We start from the raw sequence: 24,960 nt of genomic DNA on the forward strand, positions 1-24,960 counted from the left end.
CGTCGCGGGCGCCGACGACGCCGATCCGCCCGAGAGCGGCGGCGGATACGCGCAGACCGCGCGCAACACGGCCGTCGGCAAACCGCTGGACCTGCTGGTGCACCCCGAGTCGGGGAAGCTGTACGTCGGGTCCGACACCGTCGCCGGGACGACGGGCGCAAGCCTGGCGGGCCTCTACGCCGTCGACCCGGCCTCGGGACAGACTCTGAGCTGGGTGAAGGAGTCCCCCGGCAGTACGGGGCAGCCCGCGCAGCTCCCGGCGAAGCGGTTCGCCGGGCCGCTGCCGGGCGACGGTGTGCACTACCTCGTCGGGCTGCGCGGTATCGCCGCCGCGAAGGACGGCGAGGCGGCGGGACGCGGCGGCTGGCTCACCGGTACGGCGATCACGCAGGCCAAGGCGGGTGCGAAGGACGGCACGGTCGTGGTCCTGCGCGGCACCAGGCTCGAGGAGGTCGCCGTCGCTGAGACATCGGTGACCGTGGAACGCTCCCTCACCCTGCCGGCCGGCGGACCGCTCGCCGTCGACCGGGCGGCCGGCCAGATCTGGGTCGCCGACAACACCAACAGCCTGCTGCGCAGGGTCGATTCGGCCGGCTTCGCGCTGGACGGCACCGAGATCACGCTCGGCGCCGGTGCCGCGGTGACCTTCCTTGAGTGGGACACGGAGCACGGTGTGCTGTGGGCGGGGCGCGGTGCCGTACTGGAGGCGTACGACATCTCCACGGACAAGCTCGCCGCCTCCTTCACCTCGGACCCCGGGGATTCCGTCGCCGACGTCGCCGTCGACCCGGGCTCCGACCAGGCCTTCGCCGTATGGCAGGACTTCGGCAATCCGCCGGAGGAGGGGGACGGCGTCGGACGGCTCGCGGTCTACGACACGGCGGCGCTGAAGGACTCCGGCAAGGATGTCGAACTGCCGGGCGTTACCGGGCAGTTGGGCACTTCCTCGGTCGCGGTGGCCCCGGGCGGGGAGTCGGTGTTCGTGGGGAGCCCGGCCGACGGATCGGTCACCACGTTCCAGCGGCCGCAGACTCCGCCGTCCGAATCTCCGTCGCCGACCGGATCGCCCTCCCCGACCGGCGGGCCCTCGGAGCCGGAACCGGAGCCGGACCCCAGCGGCACCGATCCGACCGGTGATCCGACGGCCGACCCGAGCGCAGGCCCGTCCGCCTCGGACGGCGTGGTCCCCATCGACATCCCGACGCCCAGCGGGGACAACGGAGACAGCGGGACCGGGGGCAGTACCGGTGGCAGCGGAGACAGCGGCTCACTGACCACGACCACCGGCGGCGGCTCCGCGGCCACGTCCGGCGAAGGCATCCTCGCCTCCACCGGCACCACCGTGCTGCTGACCGCCGGAACCGCCGCCGCCCTGCTCGCCGGCGGCACCGCAGCGGTCCTGTGGCGCCGCCGAGCGGCCACAGAGTAGGGACGTCAGCGCCGCCGGACGGGCTGATTTCAGCCCGTCGTGGGGGTCCCCCCGCTCGAGCGAAGCCGAGAGTGGGGGAGCTTGAGGACGAGGCCGTCCAGGCCGATGGGGTCCGGGGCGCAGCCCCGAAGGGGGTCTGAGGGCGGAGCCCCCAGCAGGGTTCCAGGGGCGGAGCCCCTGGTGGTAGAGACCCTACGCATCAGTGCTGTTGAGGCTTCTGCGGCGTCGCCTCGCTCGGGCGTACGACGACGTATCCCTCACCCTGCAGCATCAACTGCACCGCCTCCCCCGAGCCGCCGCGGATCATCGAGCCGATGGACTGCGAACGGTGCAGCGTGGTCTGGAGGTTGGCGGTCCAGCCGACGATCGCGTCCGTGTCTACGTACACCGGGTACTGCGGCGAGACCGGGATGACCAGCGGATTGCCCTCGCAGACGAGGCCGAGCCTGCCCTGCCCGGTGAAGACACTGTTGAACAGGCCGCCGCCGGTCATGCCCGCGCCCTTCACGGTCTTGATCTCGTACGACAGGGAGGCGTCGAAGCACAGGATGTTGCGGCCGTTGACGGTGAAGACGTCGCCGGGGTCGATGTCGACGATGAAGCAGTTCTGCGCCTCCTGCGCGAACCAGGCCTCTCCCTGCCCGCGGACCACCATGAGCGGCAGCCCCTCCCCGGTGACGGCGCGCTTGAACATGCCGCCGACTCCCTGGCCCTTGCGCTCGAACTGCAGGTTTCCGCGATAGGCGATCATCGCGCCCTGCCGTGCGAGCATCTCGCCGTTGATCATGTATCGGATCGACTTGGCGTTCTGCACGCTCATGCCCACGGTGGTGGCGGGCTGCACCATGTACTCGCTGGAAAACAGGTCACCCTTCATGCGGGCATCGTGTCCCGGACGTGTACGTTCCGCCAACCGGCGGCGGGATGAAAGGCATCGCCGAAAGTATCCGTCCACGGAACGAAAGGCGGGGCGGCCGACGCCCGCTCGCGTCGGCCGCCCCTGTGGGGGGTGGCGGTCTGAAGTTGCCGGCCTGGTCAGTGGACCTGGCCGGCAGACCTGCTCAGCAGGCCGTCAGAAGGTCAGCTTCCAGCTGTTGATGGTGCCGGTGTCCTGGGCGGCGACGTCCTGGACGCGGAGCTTCCACGTGCCGTTGGCCGTCTCGCTGGAGGCGTTGACGGTGTACGTGGTCTTGACGTCGTCGGCCGAATCCGAGCCGGACGCCTTCAGGCGGTAGCTCGTACCGTCCGGGGCGATCAGGTCGACGACCAGGTCACCGCGGTAGGTGTGGGTGATGTCGACGCCGACCTGGAGGGCCGAGGGGGCGTTGCCCGTGCGGCCGGTGACGGCGATCGGGGACTCGACGGCCGAGCCGTTGTCCGGGATGGAGACGGCCGAGGTGCTGGTGAAGGTGGTGCCCCCCGTGGAACCGTCGGTCCCGCTCACCGCCTGCACCGTCTTGGCCGCGTCCGCCAGACCCGCACCGCAGCCGCCCGAGCAAGCACCGGGCAGAGCACGCGAGTTGGTCTTGATCGCGGACTCGATCTGAGCCGGGGTGAGCGAGGACTTCGCCGACTTGGCCAGCGCCGCGAGGCCCGCGATGTGCGGGGCGGCCATGCTGGTGCCCTGGTAGTAGGCGTACGACTCCGAAGCCGGGCCCTGCGTACCGGAGTTGAGCGTGGACAGGATTCCGTTGGCGGTGCCGGTGCTGGTCTGGCCGCCCGGGGCCGCGATGTCCACGACCGAACCGAAGTTGGAGTACGAGGCCTTGGCGCCGGTGCGGCTCAGCGCGGCGACGGAGATGACGTTGTTGCAGCTCGCCGGCGAGTAGTTGGCCGCGTTGGCGTTGCTGTTGCCCGCCGCGACGACGACCGTGGTACCGCGGTTCACGGCGTTGTTGATCGCGGTCTGGGTGGCGCTGGTGCAGGCGCCGCCACCGCCCAGGCTCATGTTGATGACCTTGGCGACGTTGGTGTTCGCGGGGACGCCGGAGACCGTGCCGCCGGACGCCCAGGTGATGGCGTCGATGATGTCGGAGTCGTAGCCGCCGCACTTGCCGAGGACGCGCACCGGGGAGATCTTCGCGTTGTACGCGATGCCGGCGACGCCCTTGCTGTTGTTGGTGGCGGCGGCGATGGTGCCCGCGACATGGGTGCCGTGCCAGGAGGAGGTGCTGCCCTCGGCCTGGCCGCACTCGCCGTCGGCGTACCAGTCGCCCGGGTCGGCCGGGTTGCTGTCGCGGCCGTTGCCGTCGACGGAGACCTCGGTGTCGGCGATGAAGTCGTAGCCGCCGACGATGTTGGCGGCGAGGTCGGAGTGGGTGACGTAGCCGGTGTCGATCACGGCGACGGTCACGCCGGTGCCGGTCGCGGTGTCCCAGGCGCCCGGTACGCGCATGCCCGCGGTGGTCTCGAACAGGTCCCACTGCTTGCTGTACTCGGTGTCGTTCGGGTCCGCGAAGGCCTTGTTGAGGCGGTCCGGTACGACGTACGCGACCTGCGGGTCGGCCTGGTACTCGGCGACGACGTCGGCGACCGCGGCCTTGCTGAGCTTCGCGCCCAGGTCGACGAGCGCGGCACCGGTGCCGAGGCGGCGCTGGAAGTCGAGGTCCTCGCCCGCGTCCTTGCCCTTGGCCTCGGCGTCCTCGCCGGCGGCCTTGTTCGACTTGGCCTCGCTGGCGCCGGACTTGTAGCCGACGATCAGCCGCTCGGCGGGGGCGGCCACGGCGGAGGCGGCGACTGTCCGCTCGGCGGTGACGGCAGCCGTGGTCTTCTCGGTGGGGACGGTCGCGGTGGCGGAGGTGGCGGTGCCTGCCAGCAGTGTCGCGGATATCGCGGTGACGGATATGAGGGTCCGTCTCGCAGGGCGTGGAGTACGCAAGAGTGTGTGCCTTTCGGGGGCCGGCTCCGGGGCGAGGCGCCCAGCGCGACGCGGCGGAGCAGCGTTCGAATCGCTTCGTCGTCGAAGCGGCGGGGGGTGCGATCGAAAAGACAGGGGCGATCGGAAAAACACGGCGGCCGGCCAGGCGCTTACGACCCTTAAGGGGGTGACCCACGGGTCAGCTGTGTTCGAACAATAGGCGGGGCTCTGAGCCTCCGGATACGGGGAAAACCCTCGATCCCCGCCCGAGATCCCCCTACGGACCGCCCGGTCGAGGGCCGGAAGACACCGCTTTCCCCCGCTCGGTCCGCTCTCGTCCCGTCGTTCCGTATCGGACTGCGGGGTGAAGACGGACGAAACAGCCCCGCGCCCCTTCGGGGCGCTAAGCGGGTCCGGCGAAGTCCGGTGCGGTTCGGCAGCGCCCCAAAGGGGCGCGGGGAACTGCGCGACCAGCCACGACGGACCCGCAGGTGACGCACCGGACTTCCAGCGGAGCGCTTAGGCGTCCGCCGCCGCGAGGAACTGCGTGGCCGCGAGTTCGGCGTAGAGCGGGTCGGCGGCGACGAGTTCGCGGTGGGTGCCGACGGCCCGTACCTCGCCCGCGTCCATGACGACTATGCGGTCCGCCATGGTGACCGTGGACAGCCGGTGGGCGACGACCAGGACCGTGGTCGTACGGGCGACATCGGCGACGGTGTCGCGCAGCGCCGCTTCGTTGACCGCGTCGAGCTGGCTGGTGGCCTCGTCGAGCAGCAGCAGCCGGGGGCGGCGCAGCAGGGCGCGGGCGATGGCGACCCGCTGGCGTTCGCCGCCGGAGAGCTTGGTGCCGCGGTGGCCGACGAGGGTGTCCAGGCCGTTCGGCAGCCGGTCGACGAGGCCGTCGAGGCGGGTGGTCTTCAGGGCGCGGAGTACGTCGTTCTCGTCGGCGCCGGGATTGCCGAGCACGAGGTTGTCGCGGAGGCTTCCGGAGAGGACGGGCGCGTCCTGCTCCACGTAACCGATGGAGGACCGGAGCCCGGACACGTCCCAGTCGGCAAGATCCCGGCCGTCCAGTGTGATCCGGCCCTCGCCCGGGTCGTAGAACCGCTCGATGAGGGAGAAGACGGTGGTCTTGCCCGCGCCTGACGGCCCGACGAAGGCGGTCATGCCGCGCGGCGGGATGGTGAAGGTCACGCCGTGGTGGACGTACGGCAGGTCGTCGGCGTACCGGAAACGGACGTTCTCGAAGGCGACCGCGGCGGGTTCGGCGCCGAGGCTGGGCAGCGGCGCGGGTTCGGTCGCCGGCTCGGCGGGCAACTGCCGGGCCTCCTCGATCCGGGCCAGAGCTGCCGCACCCGTCTGGTATTGCGCGACGGCGCCCACGACCTGCTGGATCGGCGACATCAGATAGAAGACGAACAGCAGAAAGGCGACCAGCGTGCCGATGTCGATGGCCCCGGTCGCGACCCGCGCCCCGCCCACCGCGAGCACGGTGATGAACGCGATCTGCATCGACAGACCGGCCGTATTGCCCGCCAGCGCCGACCACTTGGCGGCCTTCACGCTCTGCCGCCACGACTCCTGGGCGGCGGCGTGCACGGCCTGTTCCTCACGGTGCTCGGCCCCGGACGCCTTGACGGTACGCAGCGCGCCCAGGACCCGCTCCAGTGAGGCACCCATCGCGCCGACCGCGTTCTGCGCCTGCCTGCTGGCCCGGTTGATACGGGGCACGATCACCCCGATCACCGTGCCCGCGCCGAGCACCACGCCCAGGGTGACGGCAAACAGCACAGGGTCGACCACCCCCATCATCACGAGCGTGGCGACGAGGGTCAGTCCGCCCGTGCCGATACCGACCAGCGAATCGGTGGTGACCTCGCGCAGCAGTGTGGTGTCGGAGGTGATCCGGGCCATCAGATCGCCGGGTTCGCTGCGGTCGACGGCGGCGATACGCAGCCGCAGCAGATGCGACACCAGCGCACGCCGCGCCCCGAGCACCACGGACTCGGCGGTGTACCGCAGTACGTAGCCGCCCAGCGCCCCGATCGCGGCATTGGCGACCACGAGTGCGGACATGGCCAGCAACGCCCCGGTGATGGCCCGGTCGTGCTGCAGGTCGTCGATCAACCCCCGGGCCACCAACGGCAACGCGAGCCCCGCCGCCCCGGTCATCAACGACAGAACCGCCCCGCCCAGCAGTGCCCAGCGATGCGGCCGCACATATCCGAGCAACAGCCGCCAAGGCGGCACGGCGGGCGGGGCGGACGGCTCGGAATCCTGCACGGCGCTCCCCGTACGGCATTGATGACACCCTGACGTGGTTGGAACTGTAGCCGTACGCTGGTCGCCACTATCAAGACGGTTTACGACGTACGACGTACGACGAACTCGATGACAGCTGGTGGCGATCGGGAGGTCACGGGGGTGGAAGGGCGCAGCCCTGCACGGGTTCGCAATGAGTTGGCGGCCGAAGTCGTCGACGTGTTACAGGAGTCGGCCACGGTGCGGCACGGAAACAGTGTCGAACTGTGGGTGAGCATGCTGGGCCAGGAACTGCGCACGCCGGTGGAGCCGTTACGCAGCGAGGCGCTGCGTCCGTGGCTGCTGCGCCTGGTGGAGAGCTGTACGCGGACCCCTGACGGCCTGTCATGTCTGGTGCGCTGCCTGGGATATGTGGAGCAGCAGTCCGTCGCCATCGCGTCACTGCGGCGTCTGGTGGACGAGTGGGAGGCGGTGGATTTCTTCGACGGTGCGGACCTGCGTCCGCTGCGGCCGGTGCTGCGCGAGATTCGGTCGTCGGCGGGCCTCGCGGCGATGATGCGGCGGGCCAGCCGGTCGCGTATCCAGGAGCTGCCCGAGTGGTGCGACACGGGCTGGGCGGTCTTCCTGCGCCTTGCCGGGGACAATTCGGCCGCGAACGAACTACCGGTGAGCATGGCGTTCTTGGCACTGGCCGCCGATCAGCTCATGGAGGACGGGCAGGCGGAGGCGGCGGAGCTGCTGCGCCGCTGGAACCGTGGGCAGGCCCTCGCGTGGGGGCTGGAGGACAAGATGGCGGACTGGCAGCGCGGTGGCGCCGTCCAGCCGCCGCCTTCCCTGGTGCCGGCCTACCTGATGATCCAGTTCGAGCCCGACGGTGTGGATTCCGACCGTTACTACCTCTCCCACTGGCGGCAGTCGGACGCGGAGGGCTGGCATCCCGTTCCGGGCGAGACGCTGCACCTGCACCGCGACGACCTTCCCCGCGAGGTCGAGCAGCTCATCGAGCAGACCGAGGAGCGGTGGGCGGATCTGAGGCAGCCGGTCGTCCTCGAGTTCATCCTCCCGTGGGAATTGCTGGGCGAGCCGGTGGAGTGGTGGCACAAGGAGTCGTCCTCGTCGTCCCCGACACCGCTGGTGATGGACTACGCCGTCCTGGTCCGCAGCTTCGAGCGGCTGCGCAAGGCGGCCTGGCACCGGCCCTGGCACAAGAAGTGGCGTCATCTCAAGGAGAAGCCGGCGGACAGCCACCCGTACTGGAACCGTCCCGGCCGGTCGCAGTTCCACCTGGAGCTGGAGTTGAAGGAGGACGAGCACGCGGTGTGTCTGGTGCTCAGCCAGCCGCCGGGCACCGACTCGCCGGCCAGTCAGCAGGAGTTCATGGCGGCTCTGCGGGCCGGCATACCGGCGATGATCTGGCATCGCGGCGACTGCGACGACCCCGCCTTCAAGGAGGCGGTCGCCGACATCGTGCAGGACAGGGGGCTGGCCGGTCTGGTGGAGCGGGCCGGAAAATGGCGCAAGGAGGCACTGGCGGTGGGGCCGGAAGGCTGGGACAACCACGTGGGGCGCCATCTCGCGATCCTGGTCGACGATCCGGAGCGCAGACCCGGTCCCTCCGGGCCGGACCGTGCGCCGGTGAAGCCTTGAACCGGCCGTACGGACGCATGTCCGTGGACCGCGCGCACCCGGCGAGGAAGGGGCGTCACGCCGTGCACCTGGATGCTTCCGTTGACGCACATGTGTTTCACCCCGGCGCCATGATCCCAGTCATGCCGGGCATGCTGTCGCCCACGCCTCGGGTGAGCCCCCGCACGCACTTGCCCGGAGAGCGGACGCACTGCGAGGCTTTGCCCGTGGACGTCACGCATGCCCGCGGTCTGCGGGACTCCGCGAAACTCTCACCGTCACCGCGACGCCATGAGAGCAAGAGCACCTATGCACGATGACGACGGGCAGCGGCCCGCACCTGCCACGCGGGCACGGCGGGAAGCCGCACACGTCCTGAGCAGGCTCGGCCGGCCGGGCGAACAGGAGCCCGCGGAGGCGGTCCTCGTCATCGACACCCACGTGACGATGAAGCTGTGGGACCGAGCCGTCGAGGAGCTGGCCGGCGAGCTGGATCGGGCGGGGGACTTCACCCGGGTGCGGGTGGTGCGCCTGCTGGGGACGGACGAGACCGATCCGGCGCGGATACGGCTGGAGGAACCTCTCTGGTACGACGCGTCGGTGCGCCGCGTGGTGCTGGTACTGACCGACGGGCTGGCCGCCGGGTGGCGATCGGGCGCCGTGCCGCCCCTGCTGCGCGTGTGGGGGCGTACGTGCCCGGTGGCCGTGGTGCACATGCTGCCGCAGCAGCTGTGGTTCCGTACCGGGCTCGACGTCTCGCGTGTACGGATTCGCTCCCCCCGTGCCTGGGCGGCCAACAGCGAGTTCGACTGGGAACCGCGTGTCGCCCCGGTGGAGTTACCCGACACCCGCGAACACGAGTCCGACAGGGACGACGGCAACACCGACACCGTCGTCGTACCGGTCCTCGCGCTGACCAACACCTGGGCGGAGGCCCTGACACGCCTGGTCTCGGGGCAGGAGCCGCGCTGGCTGGACCTGTCCGCCGTTCAGGCCAGGTCGTGGAAGCGCAGGCCCGACGCCGCGCGTGCCCTGCCCTGGGTGGAGTACGTTCCCGACCCGCAGAGCACGGTGCCCGCGGCGGAGCGTGTCTCGGACTTCCGGGCGGGCGCCTCCCCCACGGCGTTCACGCTCGCGATCCGGCTGTCCGCCGCGCCGTTGAGCCTTCCCGTCATCCACCGGATCGTGGAGACGACTCCGGGCGCGGGCCCGGTCCATGTGTCGGAACTGCTGATGAGCGGTCTGGTCCGGCCCAGCGGAACGCAGGGTGAGGGCCCGGCGGATGTGACGTTCGTCTTCGCTCCCGACATCCGCGAGGAACTCCTCGCGCTGGGACGCCGGAGTGACACCGCGCGGATTCTGCGTGACGTACGCGAATTACTGGCCGACGAGGCGGCGGAAGGCGGCTCGCCTCTGCCGCCGCCCACCGAACCGCTGGACACCCTGGCCATGCCGCGCGTGAACAGTCGCAATATCGCGTTCCTGCGTGTGGAGCTCGCTGCTCTGAGGGCGTTGTCAGGCCGCTATGCGCAGCGCACCGACATGTTGGCCAGTGTGTTGCACTGGCACGATCGGCGATACGCCGTCAGCCTGGAGAAAACACCACACATTCCGACGGGCCCCGCACCGTCCGGCTCGGGGACAGCTGAACACGGTGATTCCCCCATTTCCCGTAACGTTTCTGAAGGAGCATCGGAGATGTCGACTACGCCCCAGCGAACGGTGGCGGGGGACCGCACCTCACAACCGCGCGTCTGGGGAAATCTGCCGCCCCGGAACCCGAATTTCACCGGTCGCATGGAGCTGCTGGAACAGCTCGACGAGCGATTGCGGGAAGGCACGACCACGGTTCTGCCGGAAGCGATTCACGGTATGGGCGGTGTCGGCAAAACACAGCTCGCCATCGAGTACGCGTATCGCCACCAGTCGGAGTACGACATCGTGTGGTGGATTCCCGCGGAGCGGCCCGGCCAGATCGGGCAGGCCCTGGTGGAGCTTGCCGGGCGCCTGGGCATTGTGACCAGCACCGAAGCCAATATCGCGGGACCCGCGGTCCGCGAGGCGCTGCGCGAGGGGCGGCCCTTCTCCCGCTGGCTGCTCATCTTCGACAACGCCGACAGTCCGGAGCAGGTACGTCACTATTTCCCCACCGGCGGCGACGGAACGATCCTTGTCACCTCCCGCAACCGGCGGTGGGGGCTGGTCGGCGGATCCCTCGAAGTGGATGTGTTCACCCGCGAGGAGAGCAAGGAGCTGCTGCGCCGCTCCGGGCCGCCGCTGCAGGACGACGAGGCCGATCAGCTGGCCGAGGCACTGGGCGACCTGCCCCTGGCGCTGGAACAGGCGGCCGCCTGGCGGGCGGAGACGGGAATGCCCGCCTCCGAATACCTGCGGCTGTTCGAGAGCAAGCGCACCGAACTCCTCGAAGTGGCCCCGCCGCCGGACTACCAACTGCCTGTCGCCGCGGCCTGGAACGTTTCCCTCGACCATCTGGAAACGCGGAGCCCGTCAGCTCTGCGGCTGCTGCAGCTGTGCTCCTATTTCGCCCCGGACCCTATCTCCCGGTCCATCTTCTCCGGACTCGGGAACAGCAGTATTTTCCCCGAGCTGGACGCGACGCTGAACGATCCGATGAAGCTCGCCCGGGCCATAAGGGAGGTGAACCGCTACTCCCTGGCGCGGATCGACCATCGCACGAACTCCATCGAGATGCATCGCCTGGTGCAGCTCGTGCTGAACAACCGCATGACCCCCGAGGAGCAGTCCCGCATGCGCCATGGCGCCCACACCCTGCTGGCCGCCGCCGACCCGAAAAGCCCGACCAGCCCGGCCAGTTGGCCACGGTATGCGGAGCTCTACGGTCACGTCATCGCCTCCGACGCGATCAGGTCCGACCAGCCGTGGGTGCGGCAGCTGGTCATGAATATCGCCAATTACCTCTACTACTGGGGCGACCACGGCGTCTCGCTCGACTTCTCCGAGCAGGCCTGGGATTCCTGGCGCACCATTTTCGGCGAGGAGGACCAGCAGACACTTCTCATGGGGCACTGGCTCTGCTTCGTGTATCTGATCGTGGGCCGCTTCGACGACGCGGCCAGGCTGGTGGCGCAGCTCAGGGAGGTCTACGTACGGACCGCCCCCGCCGACGGCGAGGACACCCGAGAGGACGCCCTGGACGCGATGAACACGGAGGCCGCCGTACGCCGCGCCGAAGGCAGGTTCGCCACCGGGGCCGAGCTGGACAAGATCGCGTACGAGCGGGCCCGCAGGGCCTTCGGGGAGGACGACCCCACCACCCTCAACACCGCCCACAACCTCGGGGTGAGCCTGCGTCTGACCGGCGAGTTCGGCCAGGCCCTGGAGTTGGACCAGCACACGCTGGCACTCAAGTTGCGGGTGTTCGGCCGCGACGACCAGCGGACTCTGATCACCGAGAACTCCGTCGCCATCGATGTGCGGGAGATGGGGGACTACGTCGGTGCGCGTGCCCTCCAGGAAGCCGCACTGGATGCGTTCCGCGATGTGTTCGGCAGCGGAAACCCCGCCACCATCGATGTGATGCGTCAGCTCAGCGAGGCCTGCCGCAAGGAGGGCGACCACGCCCGCTCTCTCGAACTGGCCACGGAGGCCTACGGAAGGTTCACCCGGCGCTACGGCGACGCCCACCCCCAGTCGCTGTCCGCCGCGCTGGCCCTGTCGGTGGCCCTGCGCCAGAACGGCGACCTGCAGGCAGCCCGCGCGCGCGGCGTCAACGCCTGCAAGGACTACCGCCAGGTCTACGACCCGAACCATCCGCATGTCCTCGCCTCGGACGTCAACCTCGCGGTCACCCTTCGGCTGCTCGGCCAGCCGGAGGAGGCGCACCGCCTGGACGAGACCGCTCTCGCAACCCTCACCGAGCGGCTCGGCGCGGCCCATCCCACCACCCTCAACTGTGCGATCAACCTCGCCAGTGATCTCGCCGCTCTCGGCAACCACGCCGAGGCCCGCATCCGGGGCGAGACGACGCTGCCGCTGTGCCTGTCCACCTTCGGTCCGGACCACCCGACCACGTTGGCGTGCTCCGGGAACCTCGCGATGGACCTCATCGCCGTCGGTGCCGAGGAGGAGGGCACCGCACTCCGCCAGGACACCCTGGAGCGGATGGAGCGGGTCCTCGACGCCCCACGGCTGCGAGCCGACCCGGGCACGGCGCACCCGGCCACGGTGCAGGCCAAGGAAGGCCTGCGGGCCAACTGCGACATCGACCCGCTGAGGCTGTGACCGGACAGGCTCTCAGGTCCGGGGCCGAGACGACAACATCCTCAGGACCTGCTGTCGCCGATTGTCAGCGCGATTCGGGACACCGGCGTTCCTACGTCTCGCCCCGGCCCAGCCACTCCGCGAGGCGTACGGGGTCCGGGGCACGGCCCTGGGCGGCCTCGACCGCCTCGTGTACGGCACGGGCCCGCTCCGGGAAGCCGAGCAGCAGGCGGGAGGCGGTGTTGCGGGCCTGCCCCTCACCGGCAAGTGCCCGCCCCAGGCCGGCCCAGGCCGCCACGGGTGCGCCCTTGCCGGAGAGCTGCGCGACGAAGGCGGCTCGGGCTCCGGCCCGGTCGTCGCAGGCGAGCAGGACGTCCGCCGCGGTGGCGCCCTCGACACCGGCGGCTTCTCCGGAACCCTGGGCGGCAGCATGCCGCCAGGCCCCGTCGGAATCGCTGAGGCGGTGCCGGACCAGGACGGCCGCGCTGTCCAGGAAACGGACCTCGCTGTCCGGCACCAGTTCGGGTTCGGCGGCGAGGCCGGCCGGCGCGCGGTCATCGCCTCGCCGCCAGGCCCGCACAGCTTCCTCCACGGCCGCGGCGGGAGGCCGTAGATGGTGTGCGCGCCAGCGGGCCCGGTGGTCGGCTGCCGCTTCCCGGGCCAGCTCCGCCTCGGCGTCCGGCACGGGATCGGCCAGCCACTGTGCGCACTGCTCGCGCAGCCCCTCGATCACGTGCCGCCCGAGGGGCGTCAGCTGTTCGTGACCGCGCACCAGATTCAGCGTGGACCACACCTGCGTACGCCACAGGGCGAACTCGAAGTGCTCCGACGAGGCCTGCGCGGCACCCGCAGCGTACCGGTGTGCGCGCCAGAAACGGGTGACCCCCGTGAAGGCGTAGATCCCCTGCAACAAGCCGCTCAGCGGGCGAGGATCATCCCGCCAAGGGGCGTAGAACAGCTCCTCCGGATCCTGCGCGGCCTGCGTGGCCTGGGCGTTGATCAGCGGCTGCAGGTGGATCAGGCCGCCCAGCTTGGTGTGCTGGAACTCATGCACCAGCGTGGCGGCGAGTTGCGGCACGTCGTCCGGACAGGACGCCGTGACACCGCCGAACGCGTCCCCGGCCGTCTCACTGTGCGGCCGGAACCTTTCCCTCGCCGGCGTGGGAACCAGCGACAGCAATCCCTGCCGCATCCCCTCGGCGCTCTCCGGCTCGTCCCGCAGCAGGATCTCCCACGCCTCGGCGAGCATGCCCTCCCAAGCCTCGGCCTCGGCAGCGGACAGGAGCCGGGGCTCGCTCGGACGGGGGAACGTCCGGTAAGGGTCCAGTTCGTCCAGGGGCAGGCGCTTGGGACGTACTCCGGACTCCAGTACGACGTGGCGTACCGCATGCCAGTCAGGGCTGTTCGCCTCCGCGTCCCGCGGCACCAGCACCTGGCCGCCCCCGCCGCTGATCCTCAACTCTCCTTGCCGCGCCTCGACTTGGGCCACACTCCACGGCTCACGCACGGGCAGCACCGCGCACCCCAGTGTCGGCAGCGACACCAGGCCACGGCGCACCGGTACGGCCAGCGAGAAGTCCAGACCGGCCCGGGCCCCGGCTGCGGCTGCCAGCGCCGACAGGTGCCCGAGCACCACCCACAAGGGAGCGTCCTCTGCGGACTTGCCTCGCATCTGACGCAGCGCGCGGGACACCCACATGCCCGTGGACGGCGACATCAGGACGTCCTCGAACACCCCGGGCGCCTGCCGCTGGACACGTTCGAGGAGGGACCAGGCCTCCCGGTGCGACAGCGCCGTCCCGGACGCCTGCGGTGGGCCGCCTTCGGAAAGGCCCTCGTCTTCGGAAACGCCCTCGTCGAGGGCTCTCAGAAGCAGCAGCCGACGGCTGCGCTCGGCGGTCAGTATCTCCGCGATCGTGTCGGCGCCGCCCTCGCCTCGGGCAAGGCTCTGTAAGCTCACCGCCGACAGTCGGTGGAACGGCAGTTCCGCCCGGGCCGCGGACTCACCCGGCATGGGTACTCCCCGGCATCGAGAGCACCGAGCCGGTCCCCTCAGTCGAAACGTGACGGGTTGTGCCCCGCCTCCGTGATGGACTGAGGGTTGTCGATGTGGTGCAGCAGCCGCTCCAGCGACTCGGCGACGGCCGTGTTGTCCATGGAGCGCAGCGCTTCAAGAGAAACCCCCGAGAGATCTACGAGACCGGACTCGACGGCAGGCATCGATCGCTCCTCGGCTGCCAAGTCCCCTCCTGTATCCCGTAATTCCATGTCCGCGCGGTCCGTGCCCTCATCATGATGACCCAGCAGGGCCCAAGCCGAAACCCCGCGACCAGGCCGCCCCGCGAGATCGAGTCAGCCAGATCGCCGGGCCAGCCGGGCCGCCTCATGGTCGACCTTGGCCACTTCGGAGGACGGCCCCTCCAGCAGACGTACGGCCTCCAGGAGCTGGTCGAGCGTGCCCGGATAGCGCAGACAGGTGCGTACGATCCCGTAGACGTCCATCCTCAGCCGGGGATCCCTCGGGCTGTTCGCCGCGATCTCCGCGCTGATGCTGTCGAGCAGCAGGGCCATGCTGTTCGCGTTGCGCAGGGAGGGAAGCGCCACCAAGGCGTCCACGAGGTCCACGAGTTCACTCAGCGGCAGGTCGGGAGGCAGACCGGTCAGACGGGTCAGGCCGGCGACCGGCCGGGAATGTACGGGGTCTGTCGCGGACCCGAGGCGGTCACGCGCCGGCAGGCCGGCGTACCGGTGGAACCGCTCCAGCTCGGCGGCGGACAGCACGTCGTACCAGCGCTCGACGCGGCTGGCGGCCAGCCTTCCCAGGCCGTCCGAGCGGTGATGGGCGCTCACCACTCCGATCACGGCACCGTCGCACCACACCACGGCACCCGACATTCCCTCCCAGGGGGAACGCTCCGGTTCGATGTCGGCTCGTGGGGCGGGGACGGCCAGTTCAAGGGTGCCTTCCCGGCGGTTGGACAGTACGGAGACCGTTCCCGTGAGGTGGCAGGAGTCCCGGTACTGGCTGGGAGCGCTGTCGTCGAGGAGGCGCATGCTGTCCCTGCGCAGTTTGAACCGGGGGAAGCCCACCGCGCTGAACGGCAGCACCACGTCGGCGTCGGGCACCGCGGCGTAGCGAGGCCGCTCGGTGCCATCGGGCTCGGGCGGCGCGCCCGTGATCTCGAGCAGTGCGACATCGGCGGCTTCGGCGAGGAGCACGACGTGGGCGTCGGCGGTCCACTCCCCCGGCCGGTCGGCGTCGACGCGCACCCGCACCGACGCCACCGGCCCCGCCACCACGTGCGCCGCCGTCAGCACGCACCGCTCCGCCACCCGGTAGCCGGACCCACGCCGCCCGGGCTGTCCACCGGGCCTGCTGACGAGTACTTCGGCGACCCGCACCGCCGCCAGCCCCTGTGCCCGTACCTGCGTCTGAGCTGACATCGGACCGGCTCAGCGCTCGCGTTCCGCTGCGTCTCCGCTCACCTGTGGCCTCGCCTCCGAGTCACGGAGGCGAGGCTCCAGGGTCAACGTGACTCGATGGGTGGTGCTGTTCCCCGTATGGCCGACGGCGCCGGCCTCCACGACCCAGAAGCGGACCCTGCCCTCCGCCGTACCGGACCGCTCCACGACGAACTCCGCCTCGAGCTCCACAGCGCCCAGCTCGAAGCGCAGCTCCTCGTCGCGCGCCGCGGACATGGCGGCGGAGAGTTCCGTACGCAACTGGGCGATCATTTCCGCGAGTTCAATCACATGGCCCCTCTACCCCCGGCGCGATCCCAGCACGCGTGGGGACGGGGAGGCATGGTTCGACCCGGACCGCCTTCACGTCCAGGACGGATCGGCCGCATGGGCGTCGGCCGATCCGTCCTGGGGCTCCGATACCGCCGATACCGCCGATGTCGCGGATATCGCCGCTGTCTCCACTGCCATCGCTGCCTCCGTCGCCTCCGCCGGCAGTTCGGCCCAGACGATGCGGCCGGACCGGTGCGGTGCGTCCCTGACGCCCCAGTCGTTGCTCAGCACGCCGACGAGCAGAAGCCCGCGGCCACCTTGGTCGTCGGGCTTCGGCTGTCTGCACGCCGGGAGAGTATGGCCGCGGTTCTGGTCCTCGACCTCGATATGGAGCCGCTCTCCCGCGGCGCGGAGTCTGCACACGACCAGATCGCTCTCCGTGTGCGTGAGCGCGTTGGTGACGAGCTCGGAGGTCACCAGTACGGCGTTGTCACAGGTCTCGCGGCTGATGCCCCACTCGCCCAGCAGCTCCCGTACGTTCCTGCGGGCGGCGCCCACCGAGGCGGGGACGGCCGGCAGGCCGAACACGCCTGCCTTGTGGAGGAGTTCGTCTCCGGAAAGTCGGCCCAAGGACTGGGGGAAGGAGGGCGAAACCATCGCCGTACGCCTTTCGTCTGCAGAGCACAACACTCCGAGTTGCGGCCCGTGATCCCCCAACTGGGCTGCACAGCCCCTTCGTTCACCGGCCCGGGCGGTACGACCACTGTGACACCTGCCGACGACGTCCCGCAACCATCAAGTTGAAAATTGCATTTTGTAGGGCGCAGGCCGCCCCGGTCGGCGATGATCGTGACAGACTGCGATGCGTTGGCCCGGACTACGGGTGAGGAGGTAAGGCGTGACCTCGGAAACCGACTGGGGCGGCGCGCCTTCCGTCCTGCGCATGATCCTGGGCAAACAGCTGGAGGAGCTGCGCAACCGGGCCGGTCTGACGTACGAGCAGGCGGCCATGGCGATCGGGGTCAGCCACTCCACGATCCGCCGGATGGAGTCCGCCAAGGTGGCGCGGCTCAGGCTCGCGGACGCCGAGAAGCTGCTCCAGATCTACGGCGTCAAGGACCAGCAGGAGATCGACACCTTCCTGAAGTCGGTCCGCGAGGCCAACAAGCGCGGCTGGTGGCACACCTACCGTGACGTACTGCCCGACTGGTTCGCCGCGTATCTGAGCCTGGAGCAGGCGGCGCTGCAGATCCGGGCGTACGAGGCGCAGTTCGTGCACGGGCTGCTGCAGACCGAGGCCTACGCGCGTGCCCTGCTCGGCGCGGGCAATCCGCACGCTCCGGAGGAGGCGACGGAGCGCCGGGTCGCGCTGCGTATGCAGCGCCAGGAACTGCTGTCCCGTCCGAACCCGCCCCGCGTGTGGATCGTGATGGACGAGACGGTGCTGAGGTGGCCGGTCGGGGGACCCGAGGTGATGCGCGCCCAGGTCGACCACCTGATCGCGCTGAACGCGCTGCCCCATGTGACCGTCCAGATCATGCCGTTCAGCAACGGTCCGCATCCGGCGATGCGGGCCGGCGCCTTCCATCTCTTCCGGTTCAGGGCCAGGGAGTTGCCCGACATCGTGTATCTCAGCGGCCTGGTGGGCGCTGTGTATCTCGACAAGGCCGACGACGTCCTGGTCTATCGCGAGGCCCTGGACCGGCTGGGCGCCCAGTCGACGCCCGCCAGCAGGACCGAGGCTTTCCTCGGTGCGATACGCAAGGAGCTCTGACGTGCACCACCACCACATACGCAACGGCATGCCGGCCCGTGATCTCGGCGCGCAGGACTGGCACAAGCCGTGGAGCGACGACGCGGGCGGCGCCTGCCTCGAAGTGAAGAAGCTGGGCGACGGACGAGTGGCGGTGCGTCAGTCCACCGATCCGGGCGGTCCGGCCCTGGTTTTCACCCCTCGCGAGATGACGAGCTTCCTGACGGGCGTGAAGGCCGGCGACGCCGACTTCCTGCTCTGACCGCTCCGACTGCTCTGATCACTCTGAGCAACCCCGGTCCGAAACACCCTTGTTGACCGAACTACCCTTGTTCTCCGACGACTTGATGGGAGGGCCGCGTTGTCCGACAACGGATGGCCTGCCGACCGTATCGACACCGAGAGCGCGCACTCAGCGCGTATCTACGACTACATCCTCGGCGGAAAGGACTACTACCCCGCCGACAAGGAAGCCGGCGACGCCATGTCGCACGAGTGGCCCGCCCTGCCGGTCCATATGCGGGCCAACCGCGACTTCATGAACCGCGCGGTGCGCTGGCTGGCCGAGGAGGCGGGGATACGCCAGTTCCTCGACATCGGCACAGGCATCCCCACCTCCCCGAACCTCCATGAGATCGCCCAGTCGGTGGCCCCCGAGTCCCGCGTCGTCTACGTGGACAACGATCCCATCGTCCTCACCCTCTCCCAGGGCCTGCTGGCCAGCACGCCCGAGGGGAAGACGTCGTACATCGAGGCCGACTTCCAGCACCCGGAGGCCATCCTCGACTCCGCCGAGTTCCGCGACACCCTCGACCTGTCCAAGCCGGTCGCGCTGACCGTCATCGCGATCGTCCACTTCGTCCTCGACGAGGACGACGCGGTCGGCATCGTCCGCCGCCTCCTCGAACCGCTCCCCTCCGGCAGCTACCTCGCGATGTCCATCGGCACCGCGGAGTTCGCGCCGGAGGAGGTGGGCCGGGTCGCGCGCGAGTACGCGGCGCGCAACATGCCCATGCGGTTGCGTACGTTCCCGGAGGCCGAGGAGTTCTTCGAGGGCCTCGAACTCGTCGAGCCGGGGATCACGCAGGTCCACAAGTGGCATCCGGACGGCAGCGATTCGGAGCCCATCCGGGACGAGGACATCGCTATGTACGGGGCGGTGGCTCGTAAGCCCTGAGCCAGGCCCTGTCCTGGCCGCAGGCACCGTTGAATGTTTCATTCAGCATCTCTAGCATCACTCGGTGGGTCCATTCACCCATCGAGGAGATCCCGTGCTCTCAGCCACTCGTGTCAGAGGTAGGAGACGGACGCGGCGACCGGCGATGCTGGTCGCCGCGCTGCTGACGGCCGCGGGGGTGGCGGCCCCGCCGTCGTCGTCCGCGGCGGAGCAGCCGCCGAGCGCCGCTGCGAAGGTGTGGCCGACTCCCCAGAGCGTGAAGGCCGGTTCGGGTCGACTCACCGTCCCCGACCGGGTCGTGGAGGTCGTCGGCCGTCGGACCGACCCGTCGGCCCGACGGCTCGTCGAGTCCGTTCTGCGCGATGCCGGAGCCGACAAGATCATCACTGTGAGCGACGGTGACAAGCCCCCCGCCGCCGGGCTCACGGTCTACGTGGGCGGCCCGGACGAGAGCGGCGCCACCGGGAAGGCGCTGAAACGGCTGGGCGCCGAGCCGCCGACCGGCCTGGCTTCGGGCGGTTACGTCCTGGCGTCCGGGCGCAAGGACGGACGGGCCCTCGTCGCCCTGTCCGGCGTCGACACCACCGGCACGTTCTACGCGGTCCAGACCCTGCGCCAGCTCGTCACCAAGACGCGCGGATCGCGTTCCGTACTCCCCGAAGTGACCGTGCGGGACTGGCCGGCAGCCGCGCTGCGCGGGGTCATCGAGGGTTTCTACGGGACTCCCTGGTCGCACGCCGAGCGGCTGAACCAGCTGGACTTCTACGGTCGTACGAAGCAGAACGTCTACGTCTACTCGCCCAAGGACGACCCGTACCTGCGGGCGAAGTGGCGCGACGCGTACCCGTCCGCCGAACTGGCCCGGATCGAGGAGCTGGTGGACCGGGCCGACGCCAACCACGTCCGCTTCACCTACGCCCTGTCGCCGGGACTGTCGGTCTGCTACTCCTCGGACGCCGACATCAAGGCCCTCACCGCCAAGTTCGACTCGCTGTACGACATCGGCGTGCGCTCCTTCGCGATCCCGCTCGACGACATCAGCTACACGAAGTGGAACTGCGACGCCGACGAGAAGGAGTTCGGCACCGGTGGCGGCGCGGCGGGCACGGCACAGGCCCATCTGCTCAACCAGGTGTGGCAGGACTTCTCCGCCACGCACTCCGGGCTGCAACCGCTGGAAATGGTCCCCACCGAGTACTCCGACCTCGCCGACTCCCCTTACAAGAAGGCGCTGCGGGAGAAGCTGGACCCCTCCGTGGTGGTGGAGTGGACCGGTGTCGGCGTGATCGCGCCGACCATCACCGCCGACCAGGTCGAGCAGGCCCGCAAGGTGTACGGCCACCCGATCCTGATCTGGGACAACTACCCGGTCAACGACTACGTCACCAGCCGCCTGCTCCTCGGCCCCTACACCGGCCGCGAACCCGCAGTGGCCGCGGCGGCAACCGGAGTGACCGCCAACCCCATGGTCCAGGGCGAGGCGAGCCGGATTGCCCTGTTCACCTCCGCCGACTACCTCTGGAACCCGGACGCCTACGACCCCAGTACGTCCTTCCTCGCCTCCGTCCGCGACCTCGGCGGGCCCGCGGCGGCGAAATGGCTGCGGATCTTCGCCGAGAACAACTACTCCTCGCAGCTCGACGCGACCGAATCGCCCACGCTCACCCCGCTCATCGCCGCCTTCCGCGAGGCGTACGAGCAGGACAGCGGCCTCGACCAGGCCGCCGAGGCGCTCAGGGCGTACTTCTCCGACATGGCCGCCACGCCCCGCGAACTGCGCGCCCGGCTCGACAACCCCGGCTTCCTGACGGAGACATCCGCCTGGCTGGACAAGCTCGGCCGCTACGGCACGGCGGGACAGACGGCCGTGGACCTGCTCCTGGCGAACAAGCGGGGCGACGCCGACGCGGTCGCCACGCACTGGAAGAAGCTCAGGGCCGAGCGCAAGGAGCTGGACGCGATTCCCCAGCAGGTCTCGCCGGGAGTGATGGACCAGTTCCTCTACACGACGGTGATCGAGAACGCGCCCGACCCCGGCGTCGACATCTCCTTCGATCCCGGTTCCCTCGCCCTGAAGCCCGGCACGACCGAGACGGTGACCCTGGCTCTGACCGACAAGCGGTCCACGTCCGCCCGGACGGTCTCCTGGAAACTCGACATGCCCGACGGCGTAACCGCCGCACCCGACGAGGGCACCCTGACCGTCCCCGCCGGAGGCAGCGCCTCCACCACCGTCACCTTCACGGCACGGGACGGCGCCGCAGACGGGGTCCGCTCCGTCGTGGCGACGGGCTCGGCGGACGGCACAGCCGTCCTGGACCGGGCGATCCCTGTCCAGGTCGGCGACGGCACGGGCACGCCCCGGGCGCTGACGGCCAACTTCAGCGGCGCTTCGGTCAGTTCGATCGACCTGGACTCCGGGAAGAGCACCGACATCTCGGTGGGCGACAACCCCGGTGAGGTGATCCTCAGCGCGGACGGGCGTACCGCCTACGCCGCCAACCAGGGCTCGAACTCGGTCAGCGTCATCGACGTGGCGCGCGGCACGGTCACCGCCACGGTCGCCGTGGGCCGCGTTCCCGCCGGGCTCGCGCTCACGCCGGACGGCCGTACGCTCTGGGTCGCCAACTACTCCGACAACACGGTCCAACCGGTGGACACCGCCGACCTCGAGGCGGGCACGCCCGTCCCGGTCGGCTCCGGCCCGGAGAACATGGCGATCACGCCTGACGGCAGGACGCTGTACGTGGCCGACATCCACGACAACACCGTCACGCCGGTCGACCTGGCCACCCAGAAGACCGGCGCTCCCATCCCGGTGGGCCCCCGCCCCTTCAACGTGGTGGCCGCACCCGACGGCAAGACGGTGTACGTGTCCAACTCCGGCGGTTCGACGGTCACTCCGATCGACACGGCCACCAACGACACCGAGCCGACGCTCCTGGTCTCCGGCCAGGCCTACGGTCTCGCCCTGTCCCCGGACGGACGGACCCTGTGGGTCAGCCCCAGTACCGGCGACACCGTCACCCCCGTCGACACGGTCACCGGCGCCCCCGGCACCACGATCAAGGTCGGCAGGTCCGCCTTCGACGTCGCCCTGGACTGGAACGGCACCAAGGCCTACGTCACCACCGCCGACGGAAACGTCCTGGTACCGGTCGACACCTCGTCGGGCACCACCGGGCCGCCTCTGGCCACCGGCGCCTATCCGCTCGCGGTGGCGCTCACACCCGTACCGGTGGGGTAGCGGGCGTCAGCTCGCGGTGCGGCGTATGCGCACCGCGTAGTGCTTCTCCAGTTCCAGGTTGCTTTCGAAGCCGCCGGGGACGTTGGCCGAGACGTAGACCGGTGGGCGGCGGCCGGCCGGTCTCGCCAGCCTCGCCATCGACGGCCCGAGGTCAACCTGAAGAGTTCCAGGTTCGGGCTGACACACTCTCCCCCTAGCTTGGCCGAGGACAGAAATGACAATCCTCAACGGGGAGTGACCTGATGAGCAAGATTCATCGTCTGGCCGGAGCCACAGCTGCATCCGCGATCATGATCGGAACCCTGGGGGCGTCGCCTGCTGCTGCCGCCACCCCGCCCGAACTACCTGTCGCCGTCCAGGGCGCATGCAGCGGCACGGCCACCGACCGGGTCTCGGTCGTCGTCGACAAGGGGTACATCAGGACTACCTACTACAAGTCTGCCTCCGTCGTGAAGACCGTGCCCCGGGATGCGTCCTTGGCATTCTTCAAGGGCGTCAGGAACAGCCACGGAAATGAGTGGTTCAAGGTTCAGTACTCTGACCGCACGAACGACTGGTGTGGCTGGATCTACGCAGGTTCCGTCTGGTGGGAGGACTGAGCAGCGTTCCTGATCGGTGATCACGCGAGAGTCGGCGCATGGCAGCAGGGCCTCTTGGTAGCTCGGGGGTGCGAACCAAACCAAGCACCAGGCGGCCCTGCTGCCGCAGCCTTTCGCGCTCGCGTGCGTGGAGTCCGACTCGCCTTCCCGGCGGTTATGCCGGGCCAGTCATCCGCTGCGTGACCGTCCCCCGCGCGTAGCGCCGTCCGGTGTCAATGCCGCCCCCGCGAGGGCGGTGCACTTCCGGACCACGCCGTCCTGCGATGCGGGCAGGAGCAAGTCCTTCAGTTCCAGCTGGGTTCGGCGGGCACGCGGCAGCGCACCTGCTTCCCGATTGCCGAGCGCCGTACGTGCCATCCCGGCGCGAGCAGGTCGACCAGCCCGAGTCCTCGCCCGGTCTCCGCCTCCGCGCTGTCGAGCGGAGTCGCCCGGCGCCTGGGCAGGGTGCCGGGGTCCGGGTCGTGGACGTTCACCGCGACGCCGTGCGACGTCACGTACACCTCGACCACGAGCGGTACGTGATCGCCGTAGGCCCGTACCGAGTTGCCTACGAGTTCGGAAAGGACGAGCTGGGCGGAGTCGACGGTGTCGGCCTTCATGCCCTGGGCCATCAGTTCTGTGCTTGTCAATTGGCGTACCTGGCAAAGGTTTTGAGGCGAGGCGCAGATGTGTGCGGCGAAGCCGTGGGGGCGGGAGCGGACGTAGAAGCCGGGGATGGTTCGTACATGGGCTGTGGCGGCGTCGAGAAGTGTGGTGAGGGGCGGAGTGGGCTGCATGGCGTGGGGTCTCCCTGGTGGACGATCGGAACGGCCCCAGCTTCAGCTACCCGCGAGCTTTTCTCCCTTGGGTAGAAAACTTCCGACCCGAATGAGTGAAGCTCTCGCGACGGTGTGCGATCTCCTCGCGAGCGTTGCCAGACTCCGCACATGCCCAACTCACCACTCGTACCGACCGTTCGACGCCGTCGACTGGGCGCGAGCCTGCGGCGCCTTCGTAATGAAGCGGGGATGACGCTCGACGCCGCCGCTGGAGCCATGGGCTGGAGGGCGCCGAAGCTGTCGAAGATCGAGGGCGCCACCCAGGCGATCAGGCCCGCAGATGTGGGCTCCCTGCTGACGGTCTACGGCGTGGACGACACCCGGGTGAGGGACACTCTGGGCGCCCTGGCACGGGACGCCGGAAAGAAGGGCTGGTGGCAGACTTACAGCGCGATCGTCTCGCCCACCTACGCCGACTACATCTCCCTCGAATCGGACGCCGAGTCGATCTGCGCATGGTCCCCGCTGGTCGTGCCTGGGCTGTTGCAGACGGCTGCCTACGCGCGCGAGACGATCGCCGGCGTGACCACATCACGCACGCCGGAGGAGGTCACCGCCCTGGCGGAGGTACGGATGGCCCGGCAGTCCGTCCTCTCCCGTCCGAGTACGGCTCCGGAGCTGTGGGCCATCGTCCACGAGGCAGCGCTGCACCAGCGCTTCGCCGTGCGTCCCCCGACCATGCGGGAGCAACTCCGGCGGCTCCTCGACGTGTCGGACATGCCGAACGTCACCGTTCAGTTGATGCCGCTGGACTCCACCGCGCATCCCGGCGTGGTGGGCGGTTTCACCTTGACCGGGTTTCCCCAACCCATGCCATCTGTAGTGCTCTTGGAAAACCTCAGCGGCGCGACGTACGTTGAGGGCAACGACGCGACGCCCTTCGCCAAGGCCTTCGAACGCATCCGTGCGACGGCGCTTCCCGTGGAGGACTCGCTCGCGAGGATCGCCGAGTTGGAAGAGGGCCACCGGAAGTGACCGACCCCAAGGCCGAGTTGTACGCATCCGACCTCACCGGGGCGATATGGCGCAAGGCATCCGCCAGCGGCGCGGAGCACGACTGCGTCGAGATCGCCGACAACGTCCCCGCCCTCGTCCCCGTCCGCGACAGCAAGCGCCCCACCGGCCCACCGATCACGTTCAGCCCTGAAGCCTGGCGCGCTTTCATCGCCCACCTGGACTGAACCCGACGACGCCCAGAGGTCCAACGCGGGCAAC

Annotated in this window: 18 protein-coding genes and 2 pseudogenes; 10 read left to right on the forward strand and 10 right to left on the reverse strand. The window is 69.7% G+C overall.

All coding sequences use genetic code 11. From position 1 onward, the window contains the following. Positions 1-1,429: pseudogene (locus IEZ21_RS31085) on the forward strand (hypothetical protein); the annotation flags it as partial. Positions 1,430-1,628: 199 nt separating this feature from the next. Here IEZ21_RS31085 and IEZ21_RS31090 read toward each other — a convergent pair. The 3 genes from IEZ21_RS31090 to IEZ21_RS31100 all read right to left on the reverse strand — a co-directional run bounded on the left by IEZ21_RS31090 (position 1,629) and on the right by IEZ21_RS31100 (position 6,569). Then, the gene (locus IEZ21_RS31090) at positions 1,629-2,306 is read right to left on the reverse strand and encodes an AIM24 family protein (RefSeq protein WP_189325195.1); all 678 of its coding nucleotides are present in this window, start codon (positions 2,304-2,306) and stop codon (positions 1,629-1,631) included. A gap of 195 nt (positions 2,307-2,501) precedes the next feature. Then, positions 2,502-4,307 (reverse strand): S8 family peptidase, encoded by a 1,806-nt coding sequence (locus IEZ21_RS31095; RefSeq protein WP_189325196.1) that lies wholly within the window; start codon positions 4,305-4,307, stop codon positions 2,502-2,504. A gap of 498 nt (positions 4,308-4,805) precedes the next feature. Further along, positions 4,806-6,569 (reverse strand): ABC transporter ATP-binding protein, encoded by a 1,764-nt coding sequence (locus IEZ21_RS31100; RefSeq protein ID WP_189325197.1) that lies wholly within the window; start codon positions 6,567-6,569, stop codon positions 4,806-4,808. Between the two features lie 108 nt (positions 6,570-6,677). Between IEZ21_RS31100 and IEZ21_RS31105 the strand changes: the two genes are divergently transcribed. Then, positions 6,678-8,195, forward strand: coding sequence for a VMAP-C domain-containing protein (locus IEZ21_RS31105; RefSeq protein ID WP_189325198.1), 1,518 nt, complete (start codon positions 6,678-6,680; stop codon positions 8,193-8,195). Positions 8,196-8,483: 288 nt separating this feature from the next. Then, complete coding sequence (gene fxsT / locus IEZ21_RS31110) at positions 8,484-12,437, forward strand: FxSxx-COOH system tetratricopeptide repeat protein (RefSeq protein ID WP_189325199.1); 3,954 nt, start codon at positions 8,484-8,486, stop codon at positions 12,435-12,437. Positions 12,438-12,528: 91 nt separating this feature from the next. Here the strand turns inward: fxsT and IEZ21_RS31115 are convergent, their stop codons facing one another. The 5 genes from IEZ21_RS31115 to IEZ21_RS31135 all read right to left on the reverse strand — a co-directional run bounded on the left by IEZ21_RS31115 (position 12,529) and on the right by IEZ21_RS31135 (position 16,808). Next, complete coding sequence (locus tag IEZ21_RS31115) at positions 12,529-14,430, reverse strand: HEXXH motif domain-containing protein (protein WP_189325200.1); 1,902 nt, start codon at positions 14,428-14,430, stop codon at positions 12,529-12,531. A gap of 38 nt (positions 14,431-14,468) precedes the next feature. Beyond that, the gene (locus tag IEZ21_RS31120) at positions 14,469-14,636 is read right to left on the reverse strand and encodes an FxSxx-COOH-like cyclophane-containing RiPP peptide (protein ID WP_189325201.1); all 168 of its coding nucleotides are present in this window, start codon (positions 14,634-14,636) and stop codon (positions 14,469-14,471) included. A 132-nt stretch (positions 14,637-14,768) separates the two neighbouring features. Next, positions 14,769-15,860, reverse strand: a complete 1,092-nt coding sequence (locus tag IEZ21_RS31125) for an effector-associated domain 2-containing protein (protein WP_189325202.1) — start codon at positions 15,858-15,860, stop codon at positions 14,769-14,771. Positions 15,861-15,869: 9 nt separating this feature from the next. Beyond that, positions 15,870-16,169, reverse strand: a complete 300-nt coding sequence (locus IEZ21_RS31130) for a trypco2 family protein (RefSeq protein WP_033322570.1) — start codon at positions 16,167-16,169, stop codon at positions 15,870-15,872. Between the two features lie 72 nt (positions 16,170-16,241). Next, complete coding sequence (locus IEZ21_RS31135) at positions 16,242-16,808, reverse strand: ATP-binding protein (RefSeq protein ID WP_189325203.1); 567 nt, start codon at positions 16,806-16,808, stop codon at positions 16,242-16,244. 241 nt (positions 16,809-17,049) lie between these two features. Between IEZ21_RS31135 and IEZ21_RS31140 the strand changes: the two genes are divergently transcribed. From IEZ21_RS31140 to IEZ21_RS31155, 4 genes are all read left to right on the forward strand, one after another. Then, on the forward strand, positions 17,050-17,925 hold the full coding sequence (locus tag IEZ21_RS31140) for a Sco1979 family transcriptional regulator (protein WP_033322569.1): 876 nt from the start codon (positions 17,050-17,052) through the stop codon (positions 17,923-17,925). Between the two features lie 28 nt (positions 17,926-17,953). After that, entirely contained in the window at positions 17,954-18,166 is a 213-nt protein-coding gene (locus IEZ21_RS31145) for a DUF397 domain-containing protein (RefSeq protein WP_051744871.1), read from the forward strand. Between the two features lie 99 nt (positions 18,167-18,265). Then, positions 18,266-19,081, forward strand: a complete 816-nt coding sequence (locus tag IEZ21_RS31150; RefSeq protein ID WP_189325204.1) for an SAM-dependent methyltransferase — start codon at positions 18,266-18,268, stop codon at positions 19,079-19,081. A 145-nt stretch (positions 19,082-19,226) separates the two neighbouring features. Continuing rightward, positions 19,227-22,328 (forward strand): beta-N-acetylglucosaminidase domain-containing protein, encoded by a 3,102-nt coding sequence (locus IEZ21_RS31155; RefSeq protein WP_189325205.1) that lies wholly within the window; start codon positions 19,227-19,229, stop codon positions 22,326-22,328. Between the two features lie 6 nt (positions 22,329-22,334). On the opposite strand, the pseudogene IEZ21_RS31160 reads toward IEZ21_RS31155, so the two are convergent. Then, positions 22,335-22,445 (reverse strand): annotated as a pseudogene (locus IEZ21_RS31160) (sugar isomerase); the annotation flags it as partial. 125 nt (positions 22,446-22,570) lie between these two features. Here IEZ21_RS31160 and IEZ21_RS31165 point away from each other — a divergent pair. Beyond that, positions 22,571-22,927, forward strand: coding sequence for a hypothetical protein (locus IEZ21_RS31165; protein ID WP_189325206.1), 357 nt, complete (start codon positions 22,571-22,573; stop codon positions 22,925-22,927). A gap of 284 nt (positions 22,928-23,211) precedes the next feature. Here IEZ21_RS31165 and IEZ21_RS31170 read toward each other — a convergent pair whose 3' ends face one another. Then, on the reverse strand, positions 23,212-23,703 hold the full coding sequence (locus tag IEZ21_RS31170; RefSeq protein WP_189325207.1) for an ATP-binding protein: 492 nt from the start codon (positions 23,701-23,703) through the stop codon (positions 23,212-23,214). 150 nt (positions 23,704-23,853) lie between these two features. Between IEZ21_RS31170 and IEZ21_RS31175 the strand changes: the two genes are divergently transcribed. Beyond that, entirely contained in the window at positions 23,854-24,720 is an 867-nt protein-coding gene (locus IEZ21_RS31175) for a helix-turn-helix domain-containing protein (protein WP_189325208.1), read from the forward strand. After that, complete coding sequence (locus IEZ21_RS31180; protein ID WP_213089373.1) at positions 24,717-24,926, forward strand: DUF397 domain-containing protein; 210 nt, start codon at positions 24,717-24,719, stop codon at positions 24,924-24,926. The genes IEZ21_RS31175 and IEZ21_RS31180 overlap by 4 nt, the downstream gene beginning before the upstream one ends. Positions 24,927-24,960: the final 34 nt, after the last annotated feature.

Origin of the sequence: Streptomyces flaveus, from assembly GCF_014647675.1 — a bacterium.
GTDB classification, from domain to species: Bacteria; Actinomycetota; Actinomycetes; order Streptomycetales; family Streptomycetaceae; genus Streptomyces; species Streptomyces flaveus.

What these genes read in the sequence shown, in the direction of transcription:
- IEZ21_RS31105 (WP_189325198.1), top strand. Translation starts at nt 6,678, where the DNA reads ATGACAGCTGGTGGCGATCGGGAGGTCACGGGGGTGGAAGGGCGCAGC.
- IEZ21_RS31135 (WP_189325203.1), bottom strand. Translation starts at nt 16,808, where the DNA reads ATGGTTTCGCCCTCCTTCCCCCAGTCCTTGGGCCGACTTTCCGGAGAC.
- IEZ21_RS31120 (WP_189325201.1), bottom strand. Translation starts at nt 14,636, where the DNA reads ATGCCTGCCGTCGAGTCCGGTCTCGTAGATCTCTCGGGGGTTTCTCTT.
- IEZ21_RS31170 (WP_189325207.1), bottom strand. Translation starts at nt 23,703, where the DNA reads ATGCAGCCCACTCCGCCCCTCACCACACTTCTCGACGCCGCCACAGCC.
- IEZ21_RS31175 (WP_189325208.1), top strand. Translation starts at nt 23,854, where the DNA reads ATGCCCAACTCACCACTCGTACCGACCGTTCGACGCCGTCGACTGGGC.
- IEZ21_RS31115 (WP_189325200.1), bottom strand. Translation starts at nt 14,430, where the DNA reads ATGCCGGGTGAGTCCGCGGCCCGGGCGGAACTGCCGTTCCACCGACTG.
- IEZ21_RS31165 (WP_189325206.1), top strand. Translation starts at nt 22,571, where the DNA reads ATGAGCAAGATTCATCGTCTGGCCGGAGCCACAGCTGCATCCGCGATC.
- IEZ21_RS31145 (WP_051744871.1), top strand. Translation starts at nt 17,954, where the DNA reads ATGCCGGCCCGTGATCTCGGCGCGCAGGACTGGCACAAGCCGTGGAGC.
- IEZ21_RS31090 (WP_189325195.1), bottom strand. Translation starts at nt 2,306, where the DNA reads ATGAAGGGTGACCTGTTTTCCAGCGAGTACATGGTGCAGCCCGCCACC.
- fxsT (WP_189325199.1), top strand. Translation starts at nt 8,484, where the DNA reads ATGCACGATGACGACGGGCAGCGGCCCGCACCTGCCACGCGGGCACGG.
- IEZ21_RS31125 (WP_189325202.1), bottom strand. Translation starts at nt 15,860, where the DNA reads ATGTCAGCTCAGACGCAGGTACGGGCACAGGGGCTGGCGGCGGTGCGG.
- IEZ21_RS31155 (WP_189325205.1), top strand. Translation starts at nt 19,227, where the DNA reads ATGCTGGTCGCCGCGCTGCTGACGGCCGCGGGGGTGGCGGCCCCGCCG.